27 protein-coding genes (1 of these 27 only partly in view) are annotated in these 24,065 nt (G+C 52.5%); 13 read left to right on the top strand and 14 right to left on the bottom strand.

Features of this window, described 5'->3' with window-relative positions; genetic code table 11:
* On the bottom strand, positions 1–235 hold the beginning of the coding sequence (locus ACJJI1_RS06725) for a hypothetical protein (RefSeq protein WP_444911753.1). The gene continues 353 nt to the left of window position 1, outside the view; 235 of the gene's 588 nt are visible here — the first part of the coding sequence; it begins with the start codon at positions 233–235; its stop codon lies beyond the left edge, outside the window.
* Positions 232–735, bottom strand: a complete 504-nt coding sequence (locus tag ACJJI1_RS06730) for an RNA polymerase sigma factor (protein ID WP_444911754.1) — start codon at positions 733–735, stop codon at positions 232–234. Before ACJJI1_RS06730 ends, ACJJI1_RS06725 begins: the two co-directional genes overlap by 4 nt.
* A gap of 174 nt (positions 736–909) precedes the next feature.
* Here ACJJI1_RS06730 and ACJJI1_RS06735 point away from each other — a divergent pair, with 174 nt between their 5' ends.
* The 3 genes from ACJJI1_RS06735 (at position 910) to ACJJI1_RS06745 (ending at position 3,092) form a co-directional block, all read left to right on the top strand.
* Positions 910–1,353 carry a MarR family winged helix-turn-helix transcriptional regulator gene (locus ACJJI1_RS06735; protein ID WP_444911755.1) on the top strand — a complete coding sequence of 148 codons (444 nt, stop codon included), beginning with the start codon at positions 910–912 and terminating at the stop codon, positions 1,351–1,353.
* Between the two features lie 266 nt (positions 1,354–1,619).
* Entirely contained in the window at positions 1,620–2,042 is a 423-nt protein-coding gene (locus ACJJI1_RS06740) for an organic hydroperoxide resistance protein (protein WP_444911756.1), read from the top strand.
* Between the two features lie 30 nt (positions 2,043–2,072).
* A complete protein-coding gene (locus ACJJI1_RS06745; protein WP_444958919.1) occupies positions 2,073–3,092 on the top strand; it encodes an alpha/beta hydrolase in 1,020 nt (339 codons plus the stop codon).
* Positions 3,093–3,135: 43 nt separating this feature from the next.
* On the opposite strand, the gene ACJJI1_RS06750 is transcribed toward ACJJI1_RS06745, so the two are convergent.
* From ACJJI1_RS06750 to hutI, 5 genes are all read right to left on the bottom strand, one after another.
* Positions 3,136–3,537: a RidA family protein gene (locus ACJJI1_RS06750; RefSeq protein ID WP_282930788.1), complete on the bottom strand. Its 402-nt coding sequence runs from the start codon at positions 3,535–3,537 to the stop codon at positions 3,136–3,138.
* A gap of 91 nt (positions 3,538–3,628) precedes the next feature.
* Positions 3,629–4,528, bottom strand: coding sequence for a LysR family transcriptional regulator (locus ACJJI1_RS06755; RefSeq protein WP_444940453.1), 900 nt, complete (start codon positions 4,526–4,528; stop codon positions 3,629–3,631).
* Between the two features lie 130 nt (positions 4,529–4,658).
* Complete coding sequence (gene hutG / locus ACJJI1_RS06760; RefSeq protein WP_444906918.1) at positions 4,659–5,621, bottom strand: formimidoylglutamase; 963 nt, start codon at positions 5,619–5,621, stop codon at positions 4,659–4,661.
* A gap of 287 nt (positions 5,622–5,908) precedes the next feature.
* Complete coding sequence (locus ACJJI1_RS06765) at positions 5,909–7,024, bottom strand: heparan-alpha-glucosaminide N-acetyltransferase domain-containing protein (RefSeq protein WP_444958920.1); 1,116 nt, start codon at positions 7,022–7,024, stop codon at positions 5,909–5,911.
* A gap of 388 nt (positions 7,025–7,412) precedes the next feature.
* Complete coding sequence (hutI, locus tag ACJJI1_RS06770; RefSeq protein ID WP_444958921.1) at positions 7,413–8,642, bottom strand: imidazolonepropionase; 1,230 nt, start codon at positions 8,640–8,642, stop codon at positions 7,413–7,415.
* A 187-nt stretch (positions 8,643–8,829) separates the two neighbouring features.
* Between hutI and hutC the strand changes: the two genes are divergently transcribed.
* From hutC to ACJJI1_RS06800, 6 genes are all read left to right on the top strand, one after another.
* Positions 8,830–9,540: a histidine utilization transcriptional repressor HutC gene (hutC, locus tag ACJJI1_RS06775; protein ID WP_108734924.1), complete on the top strand. Its 711-nt coding sequence runs from the start codon at positions 8,830–8,832 to the stop codon at positions 9,538–9,540.
* 89 nt (positions 9,541–9,629) lie between these two features.
* Positions 9,630–11,306 (top strand): urocanate hydratase, encoded by a 1,677-nt coding sequence (gene hutU, locus ACJJI1_RS06780; protein ID WP_444906916.1) that lies wholly within the window; start codon positions 9,630–9,632, stop codon positions 11,304–11,306.
* Positions 11,307–11,516: 210 nt separating this feature from the next.
* On the top strand, positions 11,517–13,067 hold the full coding sequence (gene hutH, locus ACJJI1_RS06785; protein WP_444915217.1) for a histidine ammonia-lyase: 1,551 nt from the start codon (positions 11,517–11,519) through the stop codon (positions 13,065–13,067).
* 280 nt (positions 13,068–13,347) lie between these two features.
* Positions 13,348–13,680, top strand: a complete 333-nt coding sequence (locus tag ACJJI1_RS06790; protein ID WP_282930781.1) for a hypothetical protein — start codon at positions 13,348–13,350, stop codon at positions 13,678–13,680.
* Between the two features lie 95 nt (positions 13,681–13,775).
* Positions 13,776–14,276 carry a hypothetical protein gene (locus ACJJI1_RS06795; protein WP_282930780.1) on the top strand — a complete coding sequence of 167 codons (501 nt, stop codon included), beginning with the start codon at positions 13,776–13,778 and terminating at the stop codon, positions 14,274–14,276.
* A 240-nt stretch (positions 14,277–14,516) separates the two neighbouring features.
* The gene (locus ACJJI1_RS06800) at positions 14,517–14,693 is read left to right on the top strand and encodes a hypothetical protein (RefSeq protein ID WP_413663747.1); all 177 of its coding nucleotides are present in this window, start codon (positions 14,517–14,519) and stop codon (positions 14,691–14,693) included.
* Positions 14,694–14,733: 40 nt separating this feature from the next.
* Here the strand turns inward: ACJJI1_RS06800 and pyk are convergent, their stop codons facing one another.
* Complete coding sequence (pyk, locus tag ACJJI1_RS06805; protein ID WP_282930778.1) at positions 14,734–16,170, bottom strand: pyruvate kinase; 1,437 nt, start codon at positions 16,168–16,170, stop codon at positions 14,734–14,736.
* A gap of 177 nt (positions 16,171–16,347) precedes the next feature.
* On the opposite strand from pyk, the gene ACJJI1_RS06810 reads away from it, so the two are divergent.
* A complete protein-coding gene (locus tag ACJJI1_RS06810; RefSeq protein WP_413663749.1) occupies positions 16,348–16,821 on the top strand; it encodes an META domain-containing protein in 474 nt (157 codons plus the stop codon).
* Between the two features lie 64 nt (positions 16,822–16,885).
* The gene (locus ACJJI1_RS06815) at positions 16,886–17,446 is read left to right on the top strand and encodes an META domain-containing protein (protein WP_282930776.1); all 561 of its coding nucleotides are present in this window, start codon (positions 16,886–16,888) and stop codon (positions 17,444–17,446) included.
* 90 nt (positions 17,447–17,536) lie between these two features.
* Here ACJJI1_RS06815 and smrA read toward each other — a convergent pair whose 3' ends face one another.
* The 6 genes from smrA to ACJJI1_RS06845 form a co-directional block, all read right to left on the bottom strand.
* Complete coding sequence (gene smrA, locus ACJJI1_RS06820; RefSeq protein ID WP_444959364.1) at positions 17,537–18,082, bottom strand: DNA endonuclease SmrA; 546 nt, start codon at positions 18,080–18,082, stop codon at positions 17,537–17,539.
* Positions 18,083–18,142: 60 nt separating this feature from the next.
* Entirely contained in the window at positions 18,143–19,006 is an 864-nt protein-coding gene (locus tag ACJJI1_RS06825; protein WP_282930774.1) for an SDR family oxidoreductase, read from the bottom strand.
* Entirely contained in the window at positions 18,999–19,451 is a 453-nt protein-coding gene (locus ACJJI1_RS06830) for an acyl-CoA thioesterase (protein ID WP_444895739.1), read from the bottom strand. The genes ACJJI1_RS06825 and ACJJI1_RS06830 overlap by 8 nt, the downstream gene beginning before the upstream one ends.
* Before the next feature lie 133 nt (positions 19,452–19,584).
* Positions 19,585–20,076: a protein-export chaperone SecB gene (gene secB / locus ACJJI1_RS06835; protein ID WP_282930772.1), complete on the bottom strand. Its 492-nt coding sequence runs from the start codon at positions 20,074–20,076 to the stop codon at positions 19,585–19,587.
* Positions 20,077–20,236: 160 nt separating this feature from the next.
* Positions 20,237–20,497: a glutaredoxin 3 gene (gene grxC / locus ACJJI1_RS06840; RefSeq protein WP_282930771.1), complete on the bottom strand. Its 261-nt coding sequence runs from the start codon at positions 20,495–20,497 to the stop codon at positions 20,237–20,239.
* Between the two features lie 30 nt (positions 20,498–20,527).
* Positions 20,528–20,944 (bottom strand): rhodanese-like domain-containing protein, encoded by a 417-nt coding sequence (locus ACJJI1_RS06845; RefSeq protein ID WP_282930770.1) that lies wholly within the window; start codon positions 20,942–20,944, stop codon positions 20,528–20,530.
* Positions 20,945–21,160: 216 nt separating this feature from the next.
* Here ACJJI1_RS06845 and gpmI point away from each other — a divergent pair, with 216 nt between their 5' ends.
* Both gpmI and ACJJI1_RS06855 read left to right on the top strand, forming a co-directional pair.
* Entirely contained in the window at positions 21,161–22,708 is a 1,548-nt protein-coding gene (gene gpmI, locus ACJJI1_RS06850) for a 2,3-bisphosphoglycerate-independent phosphoglycerate mutase (RefSeq protein ID WP_444958922.1), read from the top strand.
* A complete protein-coding gene (locus ACJJI1_RS06855; protein ID WP_444958923.1) occupies positions 22,708–23,835 on the top strand; it encodes a murein hydrolase activator EnvC family protein in 1,128 nt (375 codons plus the stop codon). The genes gpmI and ACJJI1_RS06855 overlap by 1 nt, the downstream gene beginning before the upstream one ends.
* Positions 23,836–24,065: the final 230 nt, after the last annotated feature.

The following is a 24,065-nucleotide window of genomic DNA, read 5'->3' on the forward strand; positions in this document are numbered from 1 at the left end:
TAACAAAAGCTACTCGGTACATGGTATCTGGGTAGTTCTTCGCAAGAATTACTCCTAGCAAATAGATAACCCCAGCTATGGCAAAAAGATATTCAAAAGCGACCACCAATCGCATTCGTCGCTCCTGGCGACGCACCCAATTCAGCACTGTAATTGGGATTTCTGCGCTAGTCTGTTGCCCCTTCCAGATACTTTCCAGCTCTAGCCACTGTTTTTCTGTGTCTGCTTCATTCATTTTTCACTTCCCAAAAGGCAGATATTGAGACGCTCTTTTGCCCGGTTGAGCCGCACTGCAATATTGGACTCGGTAATACCCAGAACTTCAGAGATTTCCGCATAGCTCAGGCCCTCCAGGCGAAGAGTCAATGTCTGCCGGAGTCCTAAGGGTAATTTCTGCACTGCACGAACCAGCTGTTCGGACTTGCGTTCGGCTACCAGTCGCTCTGCCGGGCCCGGCTGGCGGTCCTCAAGCTCCAGTAATTCATCATCACTCCCATGATAAGGTTTCCTACGGGTCAGCTCGGTCACACAGCGGTTATGTGCGATACGATATACAAAGGTTTTTAAGCTAGCATCACCGCGAAATGTCGGGAGAGCCCGCCAGAGCCCCAGCCAGATTTCCTGTAACAGGTCATCATGCTCGGCTTTTGATCGCACATAGCTATGTACCAGCCGGGAAACCCCTTCGGTATATTCCGTAGTCGCTTGTTGAAATAATTGATCCCGTAATTCCACCGGCCACTCCATCGTCTATGCAAATTACTGTACCGGCTTCAAATAAAACCTTACAAAAAGTTTCGCTGCTCTCGATTGGCAGTATGTGTCGGTTCTGGAACAATGAAGGAGCGTGGTAAGTCCATACTTGCGCTACACTGGCGCAAAACTGCCACCGGTAAGTAGGGTGTGCCTATGGCCAAGTCCATAAACGAAGACCAAAAACTCGATAACCAACTTTGCTTTAGCCTTTATTCTGCCTCCCTGGCAATGAGCAAGATGTACAAGCCTCTATTGGAGACACTGGGAATAACCTACCCCCAGTACTTGATGATGCTGGTGCTCTGGGAAGACGACGGAATCACCGCTACGGAGCTGAGTCTGCGGCTCGGCCAGGATAAGGGTGCCCTAACGCCAGTTATCAAACGACTGGAGAATCAAAAGCTGATCAACCGGCACCGAGACCCGGAGGACGAGCGTCGAGTCATTATCGAGCTGACTGATGCCGGTAGGTCGATGCAAAAAGAAGCTGCTTCAATTCCCACTCAGGTGCTGAATGCCTGTGGCTTGAATCCTCAGTCTGCACGGGCGCTAAAGACGCAAATAGAGGCGCTTCGCCAATATTTAGCGAACCCCTAATCTTTCCCTCTTTTTATCGCCCCACCATTAGCGGGGCCCCCGCTTTGGCTCCATTTGTTATAGCTATCGTCCTTATAGCAACATTTAATTATCGCAATAATAGTTATCACAATAACTTTATCTGGCGTCCAAGCTGAGGCGCTGTTTAGAAGCTGACTTAGAAATCCGGACTACTACCCCAAGCTCAATAAATCCAGAGGGAAAAGGACTGGACTCCATTCCAGGCGGCTTCTGACAGACAAACACACATCAATGAGGACAGGTTAATGCAAACAGTTTACACCGCAGTAGCAACCGCAAGTGGTGGCCGTGATGGCGAAGCTCAATCATCAGATGGAAAGTTAAGCGTCAAGCTCAGTATTCCCAAAGAGCTTGGCGGCCCCGGTGGCGATGGCACCAACCCAGAGCAACTGTTTGCTGCGGGTTACTCTGCCTGCTTTATTGGCGCTCTTAAGTTTGTCGCCGGTAAAGAGAAAGTAAAAGTCCCGGAAGAAACCACTGTGCGCGCTGAAGTTGGAATCGGTCCCCAGGGTAAGGGGTTCGGTCTGGATATTGACCTCTACATCGATCTTCCTGGCCTGGATCAGGCGACGGCAGAAAAAATTGCCAACACCGCTCACGAAGAAGTTTGCCCTTATTCCAATGCAACCCGAGGCAATGTTGATGTGCGCCTGCACATATCCGCTTAAGCAACCGGTAGAGAGTTGAAGGTATCCGTTATGAATGGCTTAAAAATTTCCAAGCTGGCACTACCCCTTTTCTTTACTCTTGGTATGACTTCTGCGTCTGCTTCTATTTCCCCTGGTGTTGAGCAAAATACCCAGGGGTTCCTTCAAGCACTGGCACAAGGTGGCGGCAAACCCATTGAGCAACTATCACCAAAAGCTGCCCGCGCCGTCCTGGTCGTAGCCCAAGAGGGTGCGCAATTGCCGCCCGCTGAAGTCAGCAAGAAAACCATTACGGTTAATGGCGAAAAGCTGGAACTGACTATCGTTAAACCGAAAAACACCCGGGGCCAGATTCCCGCCTTTATGTATTTCCACGGCGGAGGCTGGGTCTTGGGTGACTACCCAACCCACGAACGCTTGATCCGCGATCTGGTTCAACGCTCCGGCGCCGCTGCGGTGTATGTGGATTACACCCCATCTCCAGAGGCCAAGTACCCGACTGCAATTAACCAGGCTTATGCGGCTACCCAGTGGGTCGCGGAGAATGGCGAAAAGATCGGTGTCGATGGCTCCCGTCTTGCCGTGGCCGGTAACAGTGTCGGTGGCAATATGGCAGCCGTGGTTGCCTTGATGGCGAAAGAGAAAGGAACACCGGATCTGCAATTCCAACTGCTGCTCTGGCCGGTTACCGATGCCAACTTCAACAACGCTTCTTATAAGCAGTTCGCCCAGGATCACTTCCTGACACGGGATATGATGAAGTGGTTCTGGGATAACTACACTACCGACCCCAAACAGCGCAACGAGATCTATGCTTCACCTCTGCGCGCAAGCAAATCCCAGTTGGTCGGCTTGCCTCCCGCTCTGGTGCAGACTGCTGAGATGGATGTGCTGAGAGATGAAGGGGAAGCTTACGCCCGCAAACTTAACGAAGCTGGTGTGACCGTAACCGCTGTTCGCTATAACGGCATGATTCACGACTACGGCCTACTAAATGCCCTGAGTGACGTGCCCGCAGTGCAGGATGCTCTTGATCAAGCAGGCTCCGAGCTTAGGGAACACCTCAAGTAAAACTTAAAAGCCCTGCAATGCAGGGCTTTTTTTATTCAGGTACTTAAAGCAGCGTTTTAGCCACTGCCTCAATTTCTATCAATGTCTCTGGCGACGCCAGGGATGTGACTCCCACTCCCGTGATTGCCGGGCGAGTAGTACCCAAATATTTAGATAGCACGGGGACTATTTCCCCCAGATGCTCACTGACTTCTCCACGCACATAGATACGTAACTGCAAAAGATTCTCTACCGACGATCCGGCCTCATCCAATACTGTCAATAAGTTTTGCATGGCGCTTTCCGCCTGAGCACCAACCCCTATGTTTTTAACTTCACAATTACTATCCCAATCCACCTGACCCGATACAAATACCAAGCCTGTTTTAGTATCGACTCGGGCGTGGGATAGGCAGGAAGAACTGCCATCATAAAGTGAAGAAGGATTAATATTCAGAATACTCATAACAGACCTGTACGCTTTCTAGCTTTTGAAAAAATCATAGTAGAAAGGCAGCTTTGCCAAAGCTATGGAGTAAAGCTTGTTACGGATACAATCAGGAAGCCATTGACTTAGAAAACCGTTGGTGCAGATCATTGAGAATCCAACTTACCAATGGATCATTTTCCACTCGGGGATGAAAAGCGGCTACAACTTCGTAGCCAGGTGGATACTTGTCCAAGGTAATTTCCACCAAGCCCTCACAAGGCATCAACCTAGAGGGAATAAAGGCCAGGGTATTCGTCCTTTTCAAGAACTCCTGGGCTATATAAAAAGAGGGCGCCGAAACAACAATCTCTCTTTTTAGACCTTGCCCCTCTAGCCAACGATCGGCTGAACCGCGCAAGCCTCCAACCCCTGGCGATGTAATCACAAAATCAGATTGCATCAACTGATCAATAGGGACCAACTCATCTAAACTATACATAGGATTAGCCGATACACAGACATAACGCTCATTAAAGAGCACCTGTGTATTAATTCCATCAGGCACATACCCCGTCGATGTGAAAGCTAAGTCAATTTCTCCCTGATGCATTTTCTGGGTGAGCGAGACGCTTTCAATATTAGTGACAATAAATTTCACTTTCGGCGCATATTGCCTGACCCTTTGGATCAACTCGGCAACAACCACTTTTTGCGCGTAATCTGTAGCAGAGATCACCAGGGTCCGGGAAGTCTGGCTTGAATCAAGAGAACCCGGAGCGGGAATTTCACTGAGTAACATCAGCACCTGTCGAATCTGTGGCTCTATAAATTTTGCATAACTGGTGGGAGCCATCCCATGCCCAGTGCGCACAAATAGATCATCCCCAACTATTTTTCTAATCTTCTTCAGCTGCAAACTGACAGCTTGCTGCGAAACCTGCAGATGCTCTGCGGCAAGGGAGATACTTTCAACCCTGAATAGTATTTCCAGGGTTTTTAAGTGATTAATTTCAAGATCTTTGATCATATCAACTACAAAAGCGGAGCTTTCTGCCAGTCACTTACGGCTGTAGATAAAGATTAAAATAGTGGTTTCTAATACTGAAGTTAACGCGACCTCCAAAGCCATAGTGGCCGCGCTGTATTATTAAAAATACTCAGGGGATTTTTCTGGCCGCACGATTTGCAATTTGAAATCCCAGGCGGGCCGCGGTACGCGCACCATGATCCTCAATATCAAAATAGGGATTAAATTCAGCGATATCCGCCAAACAAACTTTATTGGATTCCAAAACGGTATCCAGCAAGACTTCCAGAAACTCCATGGAAACCCCCCTGCCAGAGGGGGCACTCACCGCTGGCATAACTGCTGCCGGCAATACATCCAGACATACCGTCAGATAGACAAAATCCACCTTTTCAATAAAGTCGCGGATTCGCGCCTGAACCGTATTCAGATTCCAGCTACTGATTTCACGATCCCGAATAACCTGGGCACCCAGCTCATCAGCTCTCTGGTAGAGAGCAGGTGTGTTGGCGTTATCCGCCGCACCCACACAGAGATAATTAAATTCGCGACCATTTATCCTGCACTGCTCCGCAATCTGGAAAAATGGCGTACCCGATGACCCCTTTGGCGCAGGTGTGCGTAAATCCAAATGCGCATCAAAATTGATAATACCCAGGCTGCTCTCGCGGTGATGCTCGCGCATCCAGCGGGCAATCCCCTGATAACTGCCAAAAGCAATTTCATGGCCGCCTCCCAATACCAGTGGAAAGTGACCGGCACCGAGCAACTCATTGATACGGGCACCCAATAGCGATTGGGCAGACTCCAAGTCTTCCCGCTCTACTCTGACATTGCCCGCATCGTATAAGGGCGCATCGAAAGTGGCCGGCAGGTTAGCCATGGCCAAACGCAATATTCTCGGTCCCTTGGCCGCGCCAATTCGCCCTTTATTTCGACGCACACCCTCATCAGAAGCGAAGCCGAGAACAGTCAGGCCGGGAGGGTCATCCAATTGCAAAGGAGAAATCCGCTGGTGCCAGCGCTCACCTGCACGTCCATCCTCAGAGTCGGTGCGACCACTCCATAACTGCATATCAGCAAGTTGTAACATCAATACCTCCGAGGAAGATCTTTATTGGCTTCAAGCCCCCACTTTGTAGGCAAGTTGAACCGGAATATCCATTGGCCGTGCGCAATATGCGCGCGCAAACCTTCGCACAGTGGGCTGTGGGAACTGTAAAGCCCCAACGCGAGAGCTGCCGATACTTTTGGAAGTAGACGATCAAGCAATGCCCTCTGCGAGTACCTTAAAATATGTCACGAAAAAGAAGCATTTAAGTTGCGCTTCTACAACACTAACGTGCCGCATTTTTCAACAGCACGTGTTGCATGTCGGTACTATACCGCAGACGCTGCAGGCTGCTCCATAGCTTTCCCTTTATGGGAACGGAAATTAACCCAAGCTCGAGTCCCAAAATGAGAAAGCAGGAGTACGATAAACATTGCTATTAACGTACTGGCCATACCAAGCTGCTGGGAACCAACTAACATTAATCCCCATCCAATTATCAACCACTGAGCGATATAGAACGGAGTTATGTTTTTACCCCAAAACACCATTACGTCAATGAGCCTTCTTTTCTTTACTTTGTTTAAGAGGAAATTACTAATCCAAAGCCAAAGGAAAGTATAGCCAATAAGCAGAATAATTAGACCTGGGCCACCTCTCATGTTTTCGGCAAAAAAGTATTGCGTATTCAACATGATTAGAAGGCCACCTATGCTCATTAGGGCTAAGCCAATCCATATGCTGTGTGAGAACAATGCATCTATATTTTTTGTATTTTTAAACCAGTAGCCAACTGCCATGCCTGCGAGGGGATAGGCAAGCCAGGAAAATAACGGGAACATTACCCCTTCGCGCTTATTGCCAAAAAACAACTGTAAAATTTCGTCAATAACAACGGAGTTACTGCCGATATCCCAGACGAGTGAGGAGCCGAATGCTACGATAGCTGCCGCAGCTAGCCAGTATATAGGATGAGGCAAGAAGTGCCTGACTAGTGCACAAATAGCGAGCGCAAGGCCAGCAAACTGAAAAATATCGACCATAAGAAATTCACTCAGCGGTGTGTATTCTCCCAGTTGTTCTTGTGTGACAAGGCCAAACTGTAAAGAAAGCCACATAGGCACTGTGCCACGGGCGAAATTAAGTAAATACCCTATTGCAAAAAGACCAGCAGCACGAAACAAATCCTGTTTCAGACTCGGCTTCGAACTATAGCCAATGAAAATCCCCATAATCAGCATAAATGCTGAAGCTGCCGGAGTTCCCGCAGATACCTGGATAGCAACACCAATAGCACTGTCTGCCACGTCTGTTCGTCCATAATGATATAAGACGTGAATAGCAATCATAAATAGTACGGCAATGCCTCGGGTCAGATCAAAGGCCAAAATACGAGGATTTTCTTGCGGGAGCACCAGTGCTCCTGAAAGTTTGGAATTACTCATTTTCAAGAGCTCCTAGCTGAAGAGTAATGAATTTAGTGTGCATTAACTGATATAGAGATATTGCAAAGGCAAGATGCACTTCCTGTGAAAATGTAAGATATACAATAATCCTTATCACTTATTTATCGGTTACAGCCCCCTGATCATTAATGTTAAGAGGGGACCGTTTATTTATTCCGATTGTAAATACAAAGCGGCACTCATGAACTAAAAATAAAGCCCACGATAGATGCTAAACAAAGATCAACATTCCAAATCTCGGATAATAATGGGCGCAAAAACCTTATAAAAATTGTTGATAATATTGTTACTCATTTAGCACCAACTTATCCTTAATTCCGATGTACATCCACCCTAAGAATCAACGTACCCGATTCTCAGTTGCATATCAGCAAGCTGTAATATCGCGCCCCTCCAGGAAAATTCTTGCAGGCTTTAAGGCGCCCACTTCATAAGCGAGTTGATCCGGGGTATCCATCGGCCAAAGAACAATATCTGCTCGCAGCCCCTCGCGCAGTACACCGCGAGAACAACACAAACCCAATGCCCGAGCGGCTGCACGGGTAACACCAGCGAGAGCTTCTGCCGGAGTTAAGCCAAACAGCTGACAACCCATGTTCATCATCAAACGCAGGGAAGCGATTGGACAACTCCCGGGATTAAGGTCTGTTGCCAATGCCATACAAACTCCTGCCTCGCGTAACTTTTCAATAGGCGGAACCTGGGTTTCGTGCAGAGTGTAGAAAGCTCCTGGTAGAAGCACTGCCACGGTGCCGCTTTCCGCCATCGCCAGTACATCGGCATCACTGATATATTCAATATGATCTACCGATAATGCCCCGGACTTTGCCGCCATTTCAGTAGCCCCTGTACGCGCCAACTGCTCGGCGTGCACTTTTACTGGCAGGTCCAGTTTTTTCGCTGCATCGATAACTCTCTGGCACTGATCGACAGTAAATCCAATCGTCTCGCAAAACATATCCACGGCATCAGCCAGTTGCTCGCGGGCTACAGCGGGCAATATCTGCTCGCAGATAAGGTCGATATATTCATCGGCACGACCGTCGTATTCCGGTGGCAGAGCGTGAGCTGCCAGACAGGTCGTTACTATTTCCACTGAGTTGTGTTGCGCCAGGCGTCTCGCGGTGCGCAATTGCTTTAGTTCAGTATCCAGGTCCAGGCCATAACCGGATTTAATTTCCACGGTTGTAACGCCTTCGGCCATCAGGGCGTGCAGACGGGGCTCAGCCAACTTATACAGGTTCTCGGCACTCGCACCCCTTGTCGCCCGCACGGTAGAAATAATACCCCCGCCAGAGCGAGCCACTTCTTCGTAACTCTCTCCCCCCAGGCGACGGGCAAACTCCCCTGCGCGATGACCTCCATATACGAGATGCGTGTGGCAATCGATCAGGCCCGGAGTTGCCCATTGACCTTCGCCATCAACAATGCGGTCTGGGGTGCACTCGGGCAGATCCCGGCGGGGACCAATCCAAACGATCCGACCTTTGGTTACCGCAATTGCAGCATCCTCGATAACACCGTAACCACCGGCAATGGATGGGTCCATTGTGGCGGCATTCAAATTGGTAATCAGCAAATCACAGCGTTCTGACATAAGCTTTTAGCGGCACGCTTTTCCTTTTAAACCATAGATGCTCGGCCCGATGACCGAAAAACCAGTAACGGGCAGGATACAGCTCCCCTCTTCGACTTGACAGCCCGCAGCAGGGAAACCATAGTAGCTGTAACTACTCTTGTATATACAACAATATACAAGCCACGGAAGCACTGTACCTGAGTCTATGAATACTGCAAGTGAACCCCGATACGCGGCCATCAAGCGCCATATCCGCCAACAAATTGAGTCTGGCGAGTGGCCAGTTCACTCCCAGGTGCCCTCGGAGAACCAACTGGCACAGCAATTCAGTGTGAGCCGGATGACCGCAAGGCGGGCACTCACCGAGTTAACCGATGAGCGCGTTCTGATGCGCTCCCAGGGGCTGGGTACTTTTGTCGCCGAGCCGGTGCCCGCCAGCTCACTGTTGGAAGTGCGCAATATCGCCGACGAGATCTCGGCCCGGGGGCACAGTTACAGCAACCGCATTCTGTTAGCTCAGCCCTGTGTCGCCAGCGCCGATGTAGCCCTGGCATTGGAAGTGCCCGAACAGGCAAAAGTGTTTCACTCCATTATTGTGCACTGTGACAACGGCTTGCCGGTGCAGTGGGAAGAGCGGTTTACCAACCCAGCCTTGGCTCCGGATTACCTGGACCAGGACTTCGCCCACACCACCCCCAACGCCTATCTTTCCAAAGTCGCACCGCTGACCGAGGCCGATACAACCGTCGAGGCCATAGCTGCGGAAGCCGCTATCGCCCACGCTCTGGAAATTGCCCCCGGAGATGCGTGCCTCCAGGTTTGGCGGCGCACTAAATGCAGTGCCGGCACCGTGAGCTTCGCGCGCCTGGTTCACCCAGGCAATCGATACCGCCTCGGTGCACAACTGAGATTCTAGTTATTGATTTATCCCGCGCGCCCTGGGAAAAGAAACAATCAAGTCCGGGACGTGTGAATTTTTTTACGAGAAAAATTGACGAGGAAGCTATGTCTACCGACAAACGCCACGATCCCAGCCGCAAAATCCGCGCGCCTCGCGGCAGTGAGCTCAATGCCAAAAGCTGGCTCACCGAAGCTCCCCTGCGCATGTTGATGAACAACCTGGACGCCGAGGTAGCTGAACGCCCGGAGGACCTGGTGGTGTACGGTGGTATCGGCCGCGCCGCGCGGGATTGGGAGTGCTACGACAAGATTGTCGAAGTGCTGAAGCGCCTGGAAGACGACGAAACCCTGCTGGTGCAGTCCGGCAAGCCTGTCGGAGTCTTTAAAACCCACGCCGATGCACCCCGGGTATTAATTGCCAACTCCAACCTGGTACCCCACTGGGCCAACTGGGAACACTTTAACGAGCTGGATAAAAAAGGCCTGGCCATGTACGGCCAGATGACTGCCGGCTCTTGGATTTATATCGGCTCCCAAGGCATCGTCCAGGGCACCTATGAAACCTTTGCCGCCGTCGCACGCAAACATTTTAATGGCGAAGCGAAAGGCAAATGGATTCTTACCGGTGGCCTCGGCGGCATGGGTGGCGCTCAGCCACTGGCGGCGACGATGGCTGGTTTCAGCATGATCGCAGTAGAGTGCGACGAAACCCGTATCGACTTCCGTCTGCGCACTGGCTATGTAGACAAAAAAGCCACCAGCCTCGACGAAGCCCTGCAAATGATTGAAGCCGCGATGGAAAAAGGCGAAGCCATTTCCGTTGGCCTGCTGGGCAACGCAGCAGATATCTTCCCGGAAATTGTAAAACGCAATATTCTGCCGGATTCGGTTACCGACCAGACTTCCGCACACGATCCTTTAAATGGCTACCTGCCCCAGGGCTGGACCATGGAATACGCTGCGGAGATGCGCAAGAAAGATGAAGCCGCAGTAGTAAAGGCAGCCAAACAGTCTATGGCGGTTCAGGTTGAAGCCATGCTGGAGCTGCAAAAGCGCGGCGCCGCAACCCTCGACTACGGCAACAATATTCGTCAGATGGCTCTCGAGGAAGGTGTGGAAAATGCCTTTGATTTCCCCGGCTTTGTACCCGCTTATATTCGCCCGCTGTTCTGCGAAGGTGTCGGTCCTTTCCGCTGGGCGGCCCTGTCCGGCAACCCGGAAGATATCTACAAAACCGATGCCAAGGTTAAAGAACTGATTCCCGATAATCCGCAGCTGCACAACTGGCTCGATATGGCCCGCGAGCGGATTCACTTCCAGGGACTGCCCGCACGTATCTGTTGGGTGGGCCTGAAAGATCGCGCGCGCCTGGCACTGGCATTTAACGAGATGGTAGCCAACGGTGAATTGGAAGCACCGGTAGTGATCGGCCGCGACCACCTCGACAGCGGCTCTGTAGCGAGCCCCAACCGCGAAACTGAAGCCATGATGGATGGTTCCGACGCTGTCTCCGACTGGCCGCTGATGAATGCCCTGCTGAACACTGCCTCCGGCGCTACCTGGGTATCTCTGCATCACGGTGGTGGCGTAGGCATGGGCTTCTCCCAGCACTCTGGTGTGGTCATTGTCTGTGACGGTACCGAAGCTGCGCGCAAACGTATCGAACGGGTTCTCTGGAATGATCCCGCCACCGGCGTAATGCGCCACGCCGATGCCGGTTACGAGATCGCAAAAAAATGCGCAAAAGAGCAGGGCTTGGACCTGCCTATGCTGAACGACTGATTTTTTACCGCAATAAAAATACCGCCGGCGGAAATCTTTTACAGCCCGAATAATTTTTATCGGGCTGCGCCGCCGGCGCCTAACAGGGTGTTGAAAAAGCCAACAAGCAACTTTTTCAAGCCACCTTTGCGGCAGGCGCTTTCGCACCGCCCGCGCAGGCTGTTTTTCAACAGCCTGCTAAGCAGTAAATATTTTTTGGTGAATGAATTTATGTATCAATTGGAAATCGATCCCGGTCAATTGAGCCTTGCGCAACTGCGCCGCGTAGCCCGCGAGTCGGTGCAGCTGTCCCTGGCGAAAAGCGCCTACCCCGCTATTGAAGCCTCTGCCCACACTGTTGCCCAGGTTATTACCGAGGGGCGCACGGTTTACGGAATTAATACCGGTTTTGGTTTATTGGCCAACACCCGCATTGAAAAGCACGACCTGGAAAACCTGCAGCGCGCTATCGTACTGAGCCATGCCGCCGGTACCGGCAACTTTATGAGTGAAGCCACCGTGCGTCTGCTGATGGTGTTGAAAATCAATTCGCTCGCGCGCGGCTTCTCCGGTGTGCGCCCACAGGTTATCGAAGCTTTAATGCAACTGGTCAATGCCGGTGTCTACCCCGCCATCCCTGAGAAAGGCTCTGTCGGCGCTTCTGGCGATTTGGCGCCGCTGGCTCATATGAGCGTGGTACTTCTCGGTGAAGGGGAAGTATTTATCAAGGGCGAGCGCAAGAGTGCTCACGAAGGCCTCAAAGCTGCGGGGCTAGAGCCCATTACCCTGGCTCCCAAAGAGGGGCTCGCCCTGCTAAATGGCACCCAGGCTTCTACCGCCTTTGCCCTGCTCGGCCTGTTCGCCAGTGAAGACCTGTTCGCCGGCGCCCTGGTAACCGGTGCTATTACCCTCGAAGCCGCCAAGGGCTCACGCCGCCCCTTCGATGATCGTATTCACAACGCCCGCGGCCAACAGGCTCAGCGCGACGTAGCGGCAATTTATCGGGACCTGCTCGGTGAAACCAGCCAGATCGGTGATTCCCACCAGTTCTGTGAAAAAGTGCAGGACCCCTACTCCCTGCGCTGTCAGCCCCAGGTAATGGGTGCCTGTCTGCAGCAGATGCGCTTCGCTGCCGAAGTATTGTTGGCCGAGGCAAATGGTGTTTCCGATAACCCGCTGGTATTTACCGACGAGGAAAATCCGGATAACTCCGACATTATTTCCGGCGGTAACTTCCACGCGGAGCCTGTTGCTATGGTCGCCGACAACCTGGCGCTGGCATTGGCAGAAATCGGCTCCCTGTCCGAGCGTCGTATGGCGCTGTTGATCGATAGCAACCTATCCGGCCTGCCTCCCTTCCTAGTGGAAAATGGCGGGGTGAACTCCGGCTTTATGATCGCCCAGGTCACCTCAGCGGCGCTTGCCAGTGAGAACAAATCCATGGCGCACCCAGCCTGCGTGGACTCACTGCCCACCTCCGCCAACCAGGAAGACCATGTATCCATGGCCACCTTTGCTGGCCGTCGCCTGCGGGATATGGCCGACAATACCTGTGGCATCCTGGCGGTGGAGCTACTCGCTGCCTGTCAGGGACTGGATTTCCGCGCGCCGTTAAAATCCACGGAAAAACTGGAGGCCGCCAAGGCAAAACTTCGCGCCCGAGTACCTTTCTATGACAAGGACCGCTACTTTGCCCCGGATATTGAAGAGGCAAAGCAGTTGCTGAGCAGCGGCGCCTACTTAGAGTCAATAAACCCCAACCTCCTGCCCAGCAGTCACTAGGTTAAAAAACCTTCATGGCTTGATTCGCGCATTGCGAGAGAACCATTTTTCTCACAATGTGCGAATTTTTAGTGGTTTCACCCGCCTGCCGACCTTACCTTTTTTGACTCCGAACAAGTGGGTCTATCAAATTGAAACTGAAGAGTTTCCATCAACCAATACAGACCTGCCTCGGTATTCAGCTTTGCTAGAACATTTACTCTGCCCCGTGATGATTCACGCGCCAAAAATGCTAGGCTGAATGTAGAAGTGTTACCCGCCAATAGGTGTGGAGGTCTTGATGAAACCGCTGCCCACTAGATTGCTGCGAGGCTCAGGTTGTGCGCTCGCCATCGCAGCAGGACTGGCTCTATCGGCCTGTAATGGAACATCCGGCTATCCCTGCGGAGGCAACGATTGTTCCGCCAGTTATTACGGATACAGCCCTTATTACAACAAGACGTATTACAACCTGCGTGGCCGCTATGCCCACTGCCACCCGGATGGCACCTGTCACAATATGCAGCACTGTAACTTCTACTGGGACGGCAACTTTTATCGCCTGAGACCGCCTGCGGTTGTAAATACCCAGTATCAAATTGTCGATCCACCGCCGCGCGCAAGACCTTACTAAGTCTGAGATTCTGTGCTCGCCTAGTTGGCGCGCCTAGGGGCTTGGCCCCTGCCGGGCCTCTCCGGGGGGAAATTCCACTTACCGGAGAAAGCACTATGAATAGAGCTGTAAAAACGGTGATTCTCACCGCCACGGTGTGCACAGCCCTAGCCCTGGGTGCCTGTGCCACCGATGGTTACTACACCACCTACACCAGTTACGGTGGCCCAAGTGGAGGGCAAGTCGCTTACACCTCCTCCTACGCTTATCCCTATGCCACGCCCAACTATTACGCTTCGAGTAATGTCTATTTAACTTCCTACAGGACACCGGTTTACCAAACCGTTGGTTTCACACCGGTGAATACCTATTATTACCGCGGTGGCTACGCCAGTTACCGATCCGCATCATTCCGCGGCCACCCTCGCTACCGGGCTCGCTATTACTATCGCGGAATGCCCTACTACAACCGTTTCTATTACCCTCGGTCGCCCCATGCCCGCTACCGGGCCCATCACCGAGGCTATAGAAGTTATCACCGCGGCGGTTATCGCGGCTACCGGGGCCATAGAGGCCACTATCGTGTTCGCGGTGGACACCATCGCGGTAGACGCTAACTCCAAGCTTTATTAGGTAACTAACCCCGCTGTAGCAAACCATCAAAAAACGCAGCGGGGTTAGTTAATCGCCAACCTCAATACAACCGTCCGTTTAATTAGCCTTCTCCCTCCAATATCACTGTCGCCACTTTTAACAAATTGGCGCGCTATACATCTCAATGACGGCTATTACCTCTACCCTGAATAAACAAGTTATTCGGGAATGCGTCACTCACACTACTCAAAGAGGTAACTGCGGTGCAGAAAATACTACTTATTCTGCTTGCCGTGGCCCTGGCGACAGGAGTTGCCGGTTGTTCGACAACCGCGCCCCAGGGAAGCCCAAAGTCATTAACCCTTGACGGGCAGAAGTTTCGCTGTGTTGAGCAGGAATTGGAGACCAAGGTACTAGTTAGATGTGTTCGTGCGGGGTAAGTTATTTGCACTGTGAAAATTTTTAATTTAATCGTTTGTATCAGGGCACGCGGACAATACGCAGGGTATCGGTGTGACCACCAATATCCTGTTGATAGCCCCGGGATATCAACACGAAGTCCCCTGAAATTAGCAGTTCCTGATCCAATAAATAAGAAATTGCTTTTTGATCTCGCAGCGGGCCGTCCATGTTGGATACATCCATTAATACGGGGTCAACGCCGCTGTAGAGGGCTACACGATTGCAGCACTTTTGGTGCCGACAAAAAGCGTAAATAGGAATTAATGCACATACTCTCGACATCAATAACGCAGTATTTCCAGTTTCGGTCTGGCAAATAATGGCTTTAATTTCTCGGCAATGATTCGCGATGATCATGGCGGCCATGGCGATACACGCATCACCCGCAGGGTAATCGCCGCGAAGGCTTTCCGGCGTGGAATAAATTTTACGGTGTTTTTCTGCCCCAAGAATCACTTCAGCCATATGCTTAACGGTTTCAATAGGATATTCACCTGCCGCTGTCTCAGCAGATAACATTACCGCATCAGTACCATCCAGTACTGCATTCGCCACATCGCAGACTTCTGCTCGAGTAGGTACCGGACTCGAAATCATCGACTCCATCATTTGTGTCGCAGTAATAACTACCCGATTGAGATAGCGGGCATAGCTGATTAAATGTTTTTGTACCCCCATTAATTCTGCATCACCAATCTCCACGGCGAGATCACCGCGCGCTACCATAATGGCATCACTGGCCAAGATGAGCTTCTCCAGGCGAGCATCATTGGATACCGCTTCAGCCCTTTCAATTTTGGCAATAATATGTGCTGTGCCACCCGCCTCTCTGAGTAACTTTCTCGCTTTGTGAATATCGCGAGCATCGCGAGGGAAAGAAACGGCTAAATAATCTACCTGTAACTCGGCGGCAACTTTGATATCCCGGTGGTCTTTTTCTGTCAGTGCCGGCGCAGTAAGGCCACCTCCCTGCTTATTTATTCCCTTTCTATCAGATAACCAGCCACCATTTTCAACTTCAGTTTTTAACGACAGACCAATAATTTTTTTGATGCGCAAACTCAATCGGCCGTCATCCAGTAACAGGCGGTCTCCCTCATTACAGTCTTCTGCGAGTGCTTCATAATCAACCCAGACACCTTCAGGACTGCCACTATCTTTATCCCAATCCGGGTCCAAAATAAATTCTTCACCTTTGCGCAGATATATACGCCCATCAGTGAATTTTCCGACACGAATTTTGGGCCCCTGCAAATCTCCCAGCAGGGCAATATGTCTGCACTGACGCTCGGCTTCCTCGCGGACAAATTTTGCCCGGCGCCTGTGATCATCAATTTTTCCATGAGAGAAGTTCAGGCGAACCATATCCACACCGGCCTTGATTAATTGCCGAAGTGTTTCTTCTTTATCGGTAGCTGGACCCAGGGTGGCAACAATTTTGGTGCGCCTGATCATATCGACGACCGTCCTTTAATCGATGGCCAAATACTATTTTTTTACATCAGTGCAAGCATAGCTTGTCACTGCTGTCGTCTCGTCACGGCAGCCAACAACTAAGCTTTTGTGAAAGCCGAAAAGTGGCTGGCTTGGGTGTGGGCTGGAGAAGGGTTTGTGTTTGGGAGTTATTCGTCGATGAGTAGGTTGGTACAAATATGGCTTCTGGGAGCCCTATTAGTTGTCGGCGGATGTCTAACAAACCGAATAGAAGAAGCCCAAGTTGTTCAATCTTCAGGCAGTATGGGAGCGGTCTGTGGTAAGAAGTGGCAGCTGGTACGCTTGCGCGTCAATGGTGGGGTGGTCGACATCCAGAGGCCTGCGGACTTTACCTTTGTGTGCAATCTCCAAGGCAATGTCATGGGGAGGAGTGGCATAAACACCTATCGGGGAGAGGTGCAGGTAACCGATAACGGGCAGTTACTTTGGGATACCTCCAGCTTTGTCTCTACCAAGATGGGCGGCCCCGAACCCTTGCTGCGGCAAGAACATGCCTACCTCGGTGCCCTCGCCGCCACTCGCCAGGCATTTACCAAATCGCGCGGGAATCGTTTGATACTTCGTGACCCCTCCGGTGATATCTATATAGAATACGTAAAGGCCGGACCTTGAACGCCGCCACAGAAGACCTGTAAATTTTTAGGTTAAATGTCGCAAAATCAATGAGAACGACATCATGCCACGTCGTGCTTTTTACTTACTACTGAGTATTATCGTATGCAACCTGGTGCTTGCAGGCTGCAGCACCCCCAATCCCCCTATTCCCCAACTCCAACGATCGGCTTGGTCTGCCTGTGAACACGAGTGGGTGCTATCGAGCTTGTACTACTCCGGGCGCACTTATGATTCAACCCTGAGCTGGAGCAGGTTTTGGCGGGATAGACCCTTTTTCAAATGCGATCAATTTGGTTACGTTAGGGGCAACAGTGGCACCAACCCATACCTGGGGCGCTTTTCTCTCACTAGCAGCGGTGCTTTCACCTGGGAGCGGATTCCCGCTATTGCGCGCATGGGGGGAGCACACCCCAGCGATGAACTGGAGATCGATTACCTCAATGCCCTGAGAAAGTCTGATTTGATTGTTATCGTGGGTAACAAGATGATGATCAGCAATACCGATGGCAGTGCCTATATTGAGTTTGAACAAGTAGACCGCAGCTACCGCCAGGCCCAACCCTATAAAAAAGGCGACCCATTGGGTCGCCAGAATGACAATCAAGAAGAATCAAAAAGATGAGCTTTAGGAGTCTAAAAAAGCACTCTTGAGGGGAAAGCCTCAGCGGCGCATCTTAATTTGCATAAGTGACAGAAAAGTTACAAAAGAACCTTAACGGCGTTTTTGATGTATCTCCAGATTCTCCTGCCGCTTGCGTTCACTCTTTCTCAGCAGCAGATAAGTCGCTCCCAAGCCCCCGTGTTGGGGTTGCGCACTGTGAAAAGCCAGTACTTCATGCAGCTGCGGTAACCAGTGATTGATACAGCTTTTCAATAACGCCGGCTGCTTACGCCCCTCACCCTTACCGTGGGTAATCAGGGCACAGCGCACATCCGCTTCAACACAATCACGGATAAATTCCATCACGGCCCTGCGCGCCATCTCCACAGAGTGGCGATGTAAATCCAGGCGCGCATCTATGCTGTATTTGCCCAGGCGCAAATTGCGATAGACCCCGTTTTGCACACCATCGCGCTTGAATTCCAACGGATCCCATGGCTCTACCAGATCAATATATTCACCGGACAGGGGGTTCATTTCCCGCTCTGTCAGGCGCGTGGCAGCGGCGCGGCGCTCCCGCAACATAGACTCAGATTGCTTCGGCTCCTTGCGCAAATTGACGCGGCGCTCCTGCGCCAGCGGTTTAACGTCTCCCATTTCACCGAGAGCGTCTTTAAATAATTTGCTGTCGCTGCTCACAAATACCCCCTGCCAGCGTCAGTCGAGAAATAAATCCTTGGTTAAATTGTCTGCATTGGCTGGATTGTGGGCATAACCGGTGAAATCCTTCACACCGCGCTCTGCCAACAGCTCTTCATCGATTAGCTGGCGACCGCTCAAGGCGACATCTTTAGTCGTCAGTATCTCGTAGGCCGCATCGGCCATAATCGAGGGCTTGCGGCTCTGCTCAAACATATCACGACTACCCACCGCAAATTCAATCGCGGCGGTGGCCACCAGTGTGCGCGGCCACAAGGTGTTCACGCTGATCCCCGCCTCACGCAGCTCTTCTGCCAAACCCAGGCTGAGAATGGTCATACCAAATTTTGACAGGGCGTAAGGAGCGAAGGGCCCCAACCACTTGGGCTGGATATTCAGCGGTGGGCACAGGCTGAGAATATGAGCGTTGTCAGCTTTTTTCAGATAGGGAGTCGCCAAGTGGGCGGTGAGATACACCGCGCGACTATTGATACTCTGCATCAGGTCGTAGCGCTTGGGTGGTGTCGACTCAACATTGGTCAGGTTGATCGCGCCCGCATTATTAATCACAGCGTCGATGCCGCCAAATTTTTCGGCAGCCTCCGACATAGCCTGCTCTACTCGCTGCTCATCGCGCACATCCACCTGCAGGGCCAGGGCATTGCCGCCGGCTTTCTCCACTTCCTCTGCCACCGAGAAGATGGTTCCCGGAAGCTTGGGATGTGGCTCTGCCGACTTAGCGGCAATCACGATATTGGCACCATCCGCCGCGCATTTAAGGGCAATCGCCCGGCCAATGCCGCGACTGGCACCAGTGATAAAGATGGTCTTGTCCTTAAGCGCCCCTGAATTGTTGGTCAGGGATACAAACTCTTCACTCATTTTTTTCAGCCTCCGGGGCAGTCACTGCCGGACTGTAAATTTCCTTGAAGATCGCCGGCATACGTTTTGGCTTGCCAGTGGAAAGCTCAATGCACACCATCCGCCATTCGGCCCGCAATACCAATGCCTTATCGGCGGCGCGAAACACCTGAAAGCGGCGAGTCATATTCAGACGCCCGTCCACCTCAGTGAGCCAGGTGCCAAACAGCAATTCCTCCCCCTCTCTGGCCGCCAGTATATAGTCATACTCGCCATGACGAATTGCCATTCCCCGGTCAAGCTGCTGATAATTCGTGACATCCAGACCCAGGGCTGCGCTGTGCGCCCAGGCGGTAGCCTCACACCAGCGCACATATTCCGCATTGTTGGCATGACTCAGACCATCCACATGTTTGGCGCCAACCGTCACTGTGGTGATAAATGGGTTTGGCAGATCCCACTGCATAAGCGGCTCCAGGTTTGTGCTGCGGTTGCGGAGGGATAGTCAGTAAAATGGACGCTATCCCCAAGGAGATTACAGATATAAAAAAAGGCCCCGCTAAGGGACCTTTTTATCGTGCCAGCTGGGCTAAAGCGAATTAAGCGTTCGCTTGAGCGCCCTCTGCTTCTTTCTGTGCCTTATCGAGGGCAGCAGCGAACAGAGCGTCGAAGTTCACCGGCGGCAACATCAGTGCCGGGAAAGAACCTTTAACTACGGCGTTATCGATCACTTCGCGAGCGTAGGGGAACAGAATTTGCGGGCAGGCAGTATTCAGGGCCTGGGCCAGCTGTTGACCTTCCAGACCTTTGATACCGAACAGGCCAGCTTGTTTTACTTCCACCAGGAAAGCGGTGTCTTCTTCCAGCTTTACGGTGATAGTCAGGGTCAGAGCCACTTCGTACAGATCGTCTTCGATCTTCGCGGTCTTGGTGTTCAGCTCCTGATTAACCTGGGGCTTCCACTGCTTTTTGAAGACCTCGGCACCCATCGGGGTTTCGAAGGAGAGGTCTTTCAGGTAGATGCGTTGCATCGCAAATTGTACTTGTGGAGCCTCTGCGTTTGCCGCTGCGCCATTTAATTCTTCAGCCATGTTACAGCCTGTTCATTATAAAAAGTTTATTGATGCCTTCCGTGAGAAAGACTCCGGTAATAACTCAACAGTTGGGGCCTCGATAAAACGTTTCAAGGCCCAGACCGGATAAATAGCAAAAATTGGGGACCGCATGTTGGCGGCCGCGTCAGTTTTCCGCTTATCCCGCTGCTTTCAGCAATTTGTCGAGTCGGCCACCGCGCTCCAACGCCATCAGGTCGTCGCAACCACCTACATGCTTATCGCCAATCCAAATCTGCGGCACCGAGCGGCGCCCCGCCTTGTCAGCCATTTCTGCGCGCAAGCCGGGATTATTGTCCACAGGGATTTCGCGATAAGCGACACCCTTGCTATCCAGTAGCTGCTTGGCGCGAATACAGTAGGGGCAGAAACGGGTGGTATAAATGACAACATTCTGCATGACAAAACTCCGTCAAACTGATACTTCAGGTTAACCTTTGCCTTTAACGACAGGCAGGTTCTGGTTAGCCCACTCGCTCATTCCGCCCTGCAGGCGACGCACTTGGAAACCTTTCTGTTTCAGCATGCGCCCCACCGGACCTGCGTGCTGCCCCATCTTGTCAGCGACAATAATGGTCTTGTCTTTAAACGGTTCCAGCTCGGCAATGCGCTCAGCCACATCCCCGTGGGGAATATGCAGGGAGTCGACAATATGACCGGCAGTGAACTCGCTGCGATCGCGAATATCCAGCACCTTGGCCCCGTCGCTATTGATCAGCTTGGTCACTTCATGAAGTGATGCCGGCTCGCCAGACTTGAATCGCTCAGTCAAAACAAATGCGTAAAGCAATGCCACAAGCAGGCCGACCAACAGCCACTGCTCAGCTAAAAAGTCGAGAAAATCCACTTCGCCCCCAAAATCCTCAAGTGGTAATCAATAGGGCGCTACGGCGCCCAATGCCGGCGGGAGTATACACGATCATGGCGAAATTCTAATCAACCAAATCCCTCCGCCCCAGCCTCTTTGTAATCCGGCTTAAGCTAAATAACATGGTGAAATACCAGCCCCACAGGTTAAAATCCGCGTCCGCAATTTAACCCTTGGAAGAGGAATACTGTCGCTATGGCCGCTACGCAAGCCCCGCAAAAACGCCCCCTGGTCCTGCTGATTCTGGACGGCTTCGGCCACAGCGACAATCCCGAGCACAATGCGATTCACGCAGCCAAGTCTCCGGTTTGGGACAATATCTGGTCGACCCGCCCAAAAACCCTGATCCAGACATCCGGGATGGCGGTGGGCCTGCCCGATGGACAAATGGGCAACTCGGAAGTCGGCCATATGACACTGGGTGCCGGTCGAGTGGTCTACCAGAACTTCACCCGGATCAACAAAGCCATCCAGGACGGCGACTTCTTCCGCAATACCGCTTACACCACTGCGGTCGATAAGGCTATCGCCAACAACGGCGCCGTCCATATTATGGGACTCCTATCCGAAGGCGGCGTACACAGCCACGAAGATCATATTGTCGCCATGATAACCCTGGCGGCACAGCGCGGCGCCCGCGCTATTTATGTACACGCATTTCTCGATGGCCGCGACACCCCACCGCGCAGTGCCGAACCCTCCCTGGCGCGCCTGATGCAGGTGTGTGACTCCGTCGGCAATGCCCATATGGCTACCCTGGCCGGGCGCTACTTCGCCATGGATCGCGACCAGCGCTGGGAGCGCACCGAGTCCGTTTACGACATGCTGGCCCTGGGTACAGCAGAGCACAGTGCCAGTGACGCCCTGGCAGGACTGACCTCGGCCTATGAGCGCGGTGAAAACGATGAATTTGTCGCGCCAACGGTGATTGGCGAGCCCGCTCCGATCCAAGACGGCGATGCCCTTATCTTTATGAATTTCCGCCCGGATCGCGCGCGCCAGTTAACCCGCGCTTTTACCGAGCAGGACTTCAGCGGCTTCGAACGCAAAGCCAAGCCGCAGCTGGCGGACTTCGTCATGACGACCGAATACGCTGCCGATATCCACGCCAGCTGTGCCTTCCCGCCAGAAAACCTGGTCAACTCCCTCGGCGAGTACTTGTCTGCAGAGGGCAAAACCCAGCTGCGCATCGCCGAGACAGAGAAGTACGCCCACGTTACCTTCTTCTTTAGCGGCGGCCGCGAAGAGCCCTACAACGGCGAAACCCGCGAACTGATCAAGTCACCGGATGTGGCCACCTACGACCTGCAACCGGAAATGAATGCGCCAATCGTCACTGACAAACTGGTAGCGGCGATTGAGAGCGGCGAGTACGACGCCATTATCTGCAACTACGCCAACGGCGATATGGTCGGCCATACCGGTGTTTTCGAGGCGGCAGTAAAAGCCGTCGAAGCCCTGGACCAGTGTGTAGAGCGCGTCGTAAACGCCGCTCTGGCTGCCGGCGGCGAGGTGCTGATTACTGCCGATCACGGCAATGTGGAAGAGATGTTCGACGCCAACTCCGGCCAGGTCAGCACCCAGCACTCCACTCTGCCGGTGCCTTTTGTTTATATCGGCGAGCGCAATGTGCAAATGTGTGACGGAGGTAGTCTGGCGGATGTAGCACCAACCATGTTAGCGTTGATGGATCTGCCACAGCCGACGGAAATGACCGGCCAAAGTTTGGTCAAAATGGACTGATGAAAACTCTCGTACTCTTCCTGATCACACTGATTTCCCTACCCGCCTGGAGCCAGGCAGAGGGAGATGAGCAGGCGCGCCTGGCGCAAATCAAGCAACGCATTGAGTCCCTGCAACAGGAACTCAATCAGGTGCGGGGCCAGCGCGACCAATTGCTCAAGGATTTGGAAGAGAACGAGAAAGATATTTCCGGGCTGCACCAGCGCATAGACAAGATCAAACAGGATATGCGCAGCCGCTCGGACAAGTTGCGCGAACTCCAGCAGGAACAACAGCAACTGCAAGAGTCGCGACGAAGTATGCAGCGGCGGGTCGAGCAGGAGATCGCCGCCGCATACCGACTAGGCCGACAGGAGCAGATCAAGCTCCTGCTCAACCAGCAAGATCCACAGAACGTCGCCCGCCATCTCCGCTACCACGATTACTTCCTCCAAGAACGCAGCCGCATCATAGACACTTACCTGGAAACCCTCACCTCACTGGAAACCGTATCCGCCTCCATTGAGCGCGAGCGCGAGACCCTGAAAGCGGAGCGAGAGCAACTGCAGAAACGCCAGAGCAAACTGCGCGTCGCACAGCAGAATCGCAAGGACACGCTGGATAAACTTGCGGCGCGGCTCTCCGATGGCAGCGGTGAACTCAAGCAGCTCCAAGGAGATCGCACACGCCTGCAAAAATTGATCGACGAAGTAGGTCGCGCCATCGCCTCACTGGTAAACCCCAGCGAGCAAAAGCCCTTTGCGCGCCAGCGGGGCAAGATGCAGTGGCCTGTTGATGGCCGCCGCGCCAATGCCTATGGACAGCGCCGCGCCAATGGCATCACTTGGAAAGGTGTCACCTTGCGCGCCAATGAAGGGGAGCCGGTGCGGGCAATCCACCGCGGCCGCGTGGTTTTCTCCGATTACCTGCGCGGCCACGGCATGCTGGTTATCCTGGATCATGGAGAGGAGTACATGAGTCTCTACGCCCACAACCAGTCCCTCACCCGCAATATTGGCGAGTGGGTGGAAAGTGGTGACACCATCGCTCGGGTTGGCAATAGCGGTGGACTCAGCCATAGCGGTGTTTACTTCGAAATTCGCCACCGGGGTAAAGCGCAGGACCCTACAGTTTGGTGCCGCTTCTGATCGGAGCTGGCACAGAGGGCATAATACGAGGCGTAAAATCCCGGGCATTTTCCACGCACCCGTTATAGAGCCCCCTCGCAAATCACAGCGATCGGGATTACACACCCGCCTAATGCTCTCCACTTCATCTCACGACTCCCGCCGCTGTGCTAATTAAATGAAAAAGCACCACGACGAAAAGCTGCGGAGTAGCGGCTTTTTTATCGCCAAAAGAGAATAAGAGCGGGAGC

The sequence above is a fragment of the Microbulbifer maximicatervae (SeqCode) genome (assembly GCF_052467065.1).

Bases quoted from the DNA above. Each gene is read 5' to 3' on its own strand.
- ACJJI1_RS06755 (WP_444940453.1), bottom strand. From the start codon at position 4,528: ATGATCAAAGATCTTGAAATTAATCACTTAAAAACCCTGGAAATACTA.
- hutU (WP_444906916.1), top strand. From the start codon at position 9,630: ATGTCTACCGACAAACGCCACGATCCCAGCCGCAAAATCCGCGCGCCT.
- secB (WP_282930772.1), bottom strand. From the start codon at position 20,076: ATGGCTGAAGAATTAAATGGCGCAGCGGCAAACGCAGAGGCTCCACAA.
- gpmI (WP_444958922.1), top strand. From the start codon at position 21,161: ATGGCCGCTACGCAAGCCCCGCAAAAACGCCCCCTGGTCCTGCTGATT.
- hutH (WP_444915217.1), top strand. From the start codon at position 11,517: ATGTATCAATTGGAAATCGATCCCGGTCAATTGAGCCTTGCGCAACTG.
- ACJJI1_RS06810 (WP_413663749.1), top strand. From the start codon at position 16,348: ATGAGTAGGTTGGTACAAATATGGCTTCTGGGAGCCCTATTAGTTGTC.
- ACJJI1_RS06790 (WP_282930781.1), top strand. From the start codon at position 13,348: ATGAAACCGCTGCCCACTAGATTGCTGCGAGGCTCAGGTTGTGCGCTC.
- ACJJI1_RS06750 (WP_282930788.1), bottom strand. From the start codon at position 3,537: ATGAGTATTCTGAATATTAATCCTTCTTCACTTTATGATGGCAGTTCT.
- ACJJI1_RS06745 (WP_444958919.1), top strand. From the start codon at position 2,073: ATGAATGGCTTAAAAATTTCCAAGCTGGCACTACCCCTTTTCTTTACT.
- ACJJI1_RS06855 (WP_444958923.1), top strand. From the start codon at position 22,708: ATGAAAACTCTCGTACTCTTCCTGATCACACTGATTTCCCTACCCGCC.
- grxC (WP_282930771.1), bottom strand. From the start codon at position 20,497: ATGCAGAATGTTGTCATTTATACCACCCGTTTCTGCCCCTACTGTATT.
- ACJJI1_RS06830 (WP_444895739.1), bottom strand. From the start codon at position 19,451: ATGCAGTGGGATCTGCCAAACCCATTTATCACCACAGTGACGGTTGGC.
- ACJJI1_RS06825 (WP_282930774.1), bottom strand. From the start codon at position 19,006: ATGAGTGAAGAGTTTGTATCCCTGACCAACAATTCAGGGGCGCTTAAG.
- ACJJI1_RS06795 (WP_282930780.1), top strand. From the start codon at position 13,776: ATGAATAGAGCTGTAAAAACGGTGATTCTCACCGCCACGGTGTGCACA.
- hutI (WP_444958921.1), bottom strand. From the start codon at position 8,642: ATGTCAGAACGCTGTGATTTGCTGATTACCAATTTGAATGCCGCCACA.
- ACJJI1_RS06815 (WP_282930776.1), top strand. From the start codon at position 16,886: ATGCCACGTCGTGCTTTTTACTTACTACTGAGTATTATCGTATGCAAC.
- pyk (WP_282930778.1), bottom strand. From the start codon at position 16,170: ATGATCAGGCGCACCAAAATTGTTGCCACCCTGGGTCCAGCTACCGAT.
- hutG (WP_444906918.1), bottom strand. From the start codon at position 5,621: ATGTTACAACTTGCTGATATGCAGTTATGGAGTGGTCGCACCGACTCT.
- ACJJI1_RS06735 (WP_444911755.1), top strand. From the start codon at position 910: ATGGCCAAGTCCATAAACGAAGACCAAAAACTCGATAACCAACTTTGC.
- ACJJI1_RS06765 (WP_444958920.1), bottom strand. From the start codon at position 7,024: ATGAGTAATTCCAAACTTTCAGGAGCACTGGTGCTCCCGCAAGAAAAT.
- ACJJI1_RS06740 (WP_444911756.1), top strand. From the start codon at position 1,620: ATGCAAACAGTTTACACCGCAGTAGCAACCGCAAGTGGTGGCCGTGAT.
- smrA (WP_444959364.1), bottom strand. From the start codon at position 18,082: ATGGGAGACGTTAAACCGCTGGCGCAGGAGCGCCGCGTCAATTTGCGC.
- hutC (WP_108734924.1), top strand. From the start codon at position 8,830: ATGAATACTGCAAGTGAACCCCGATACGCGGCCATCAAGCGCCATATC.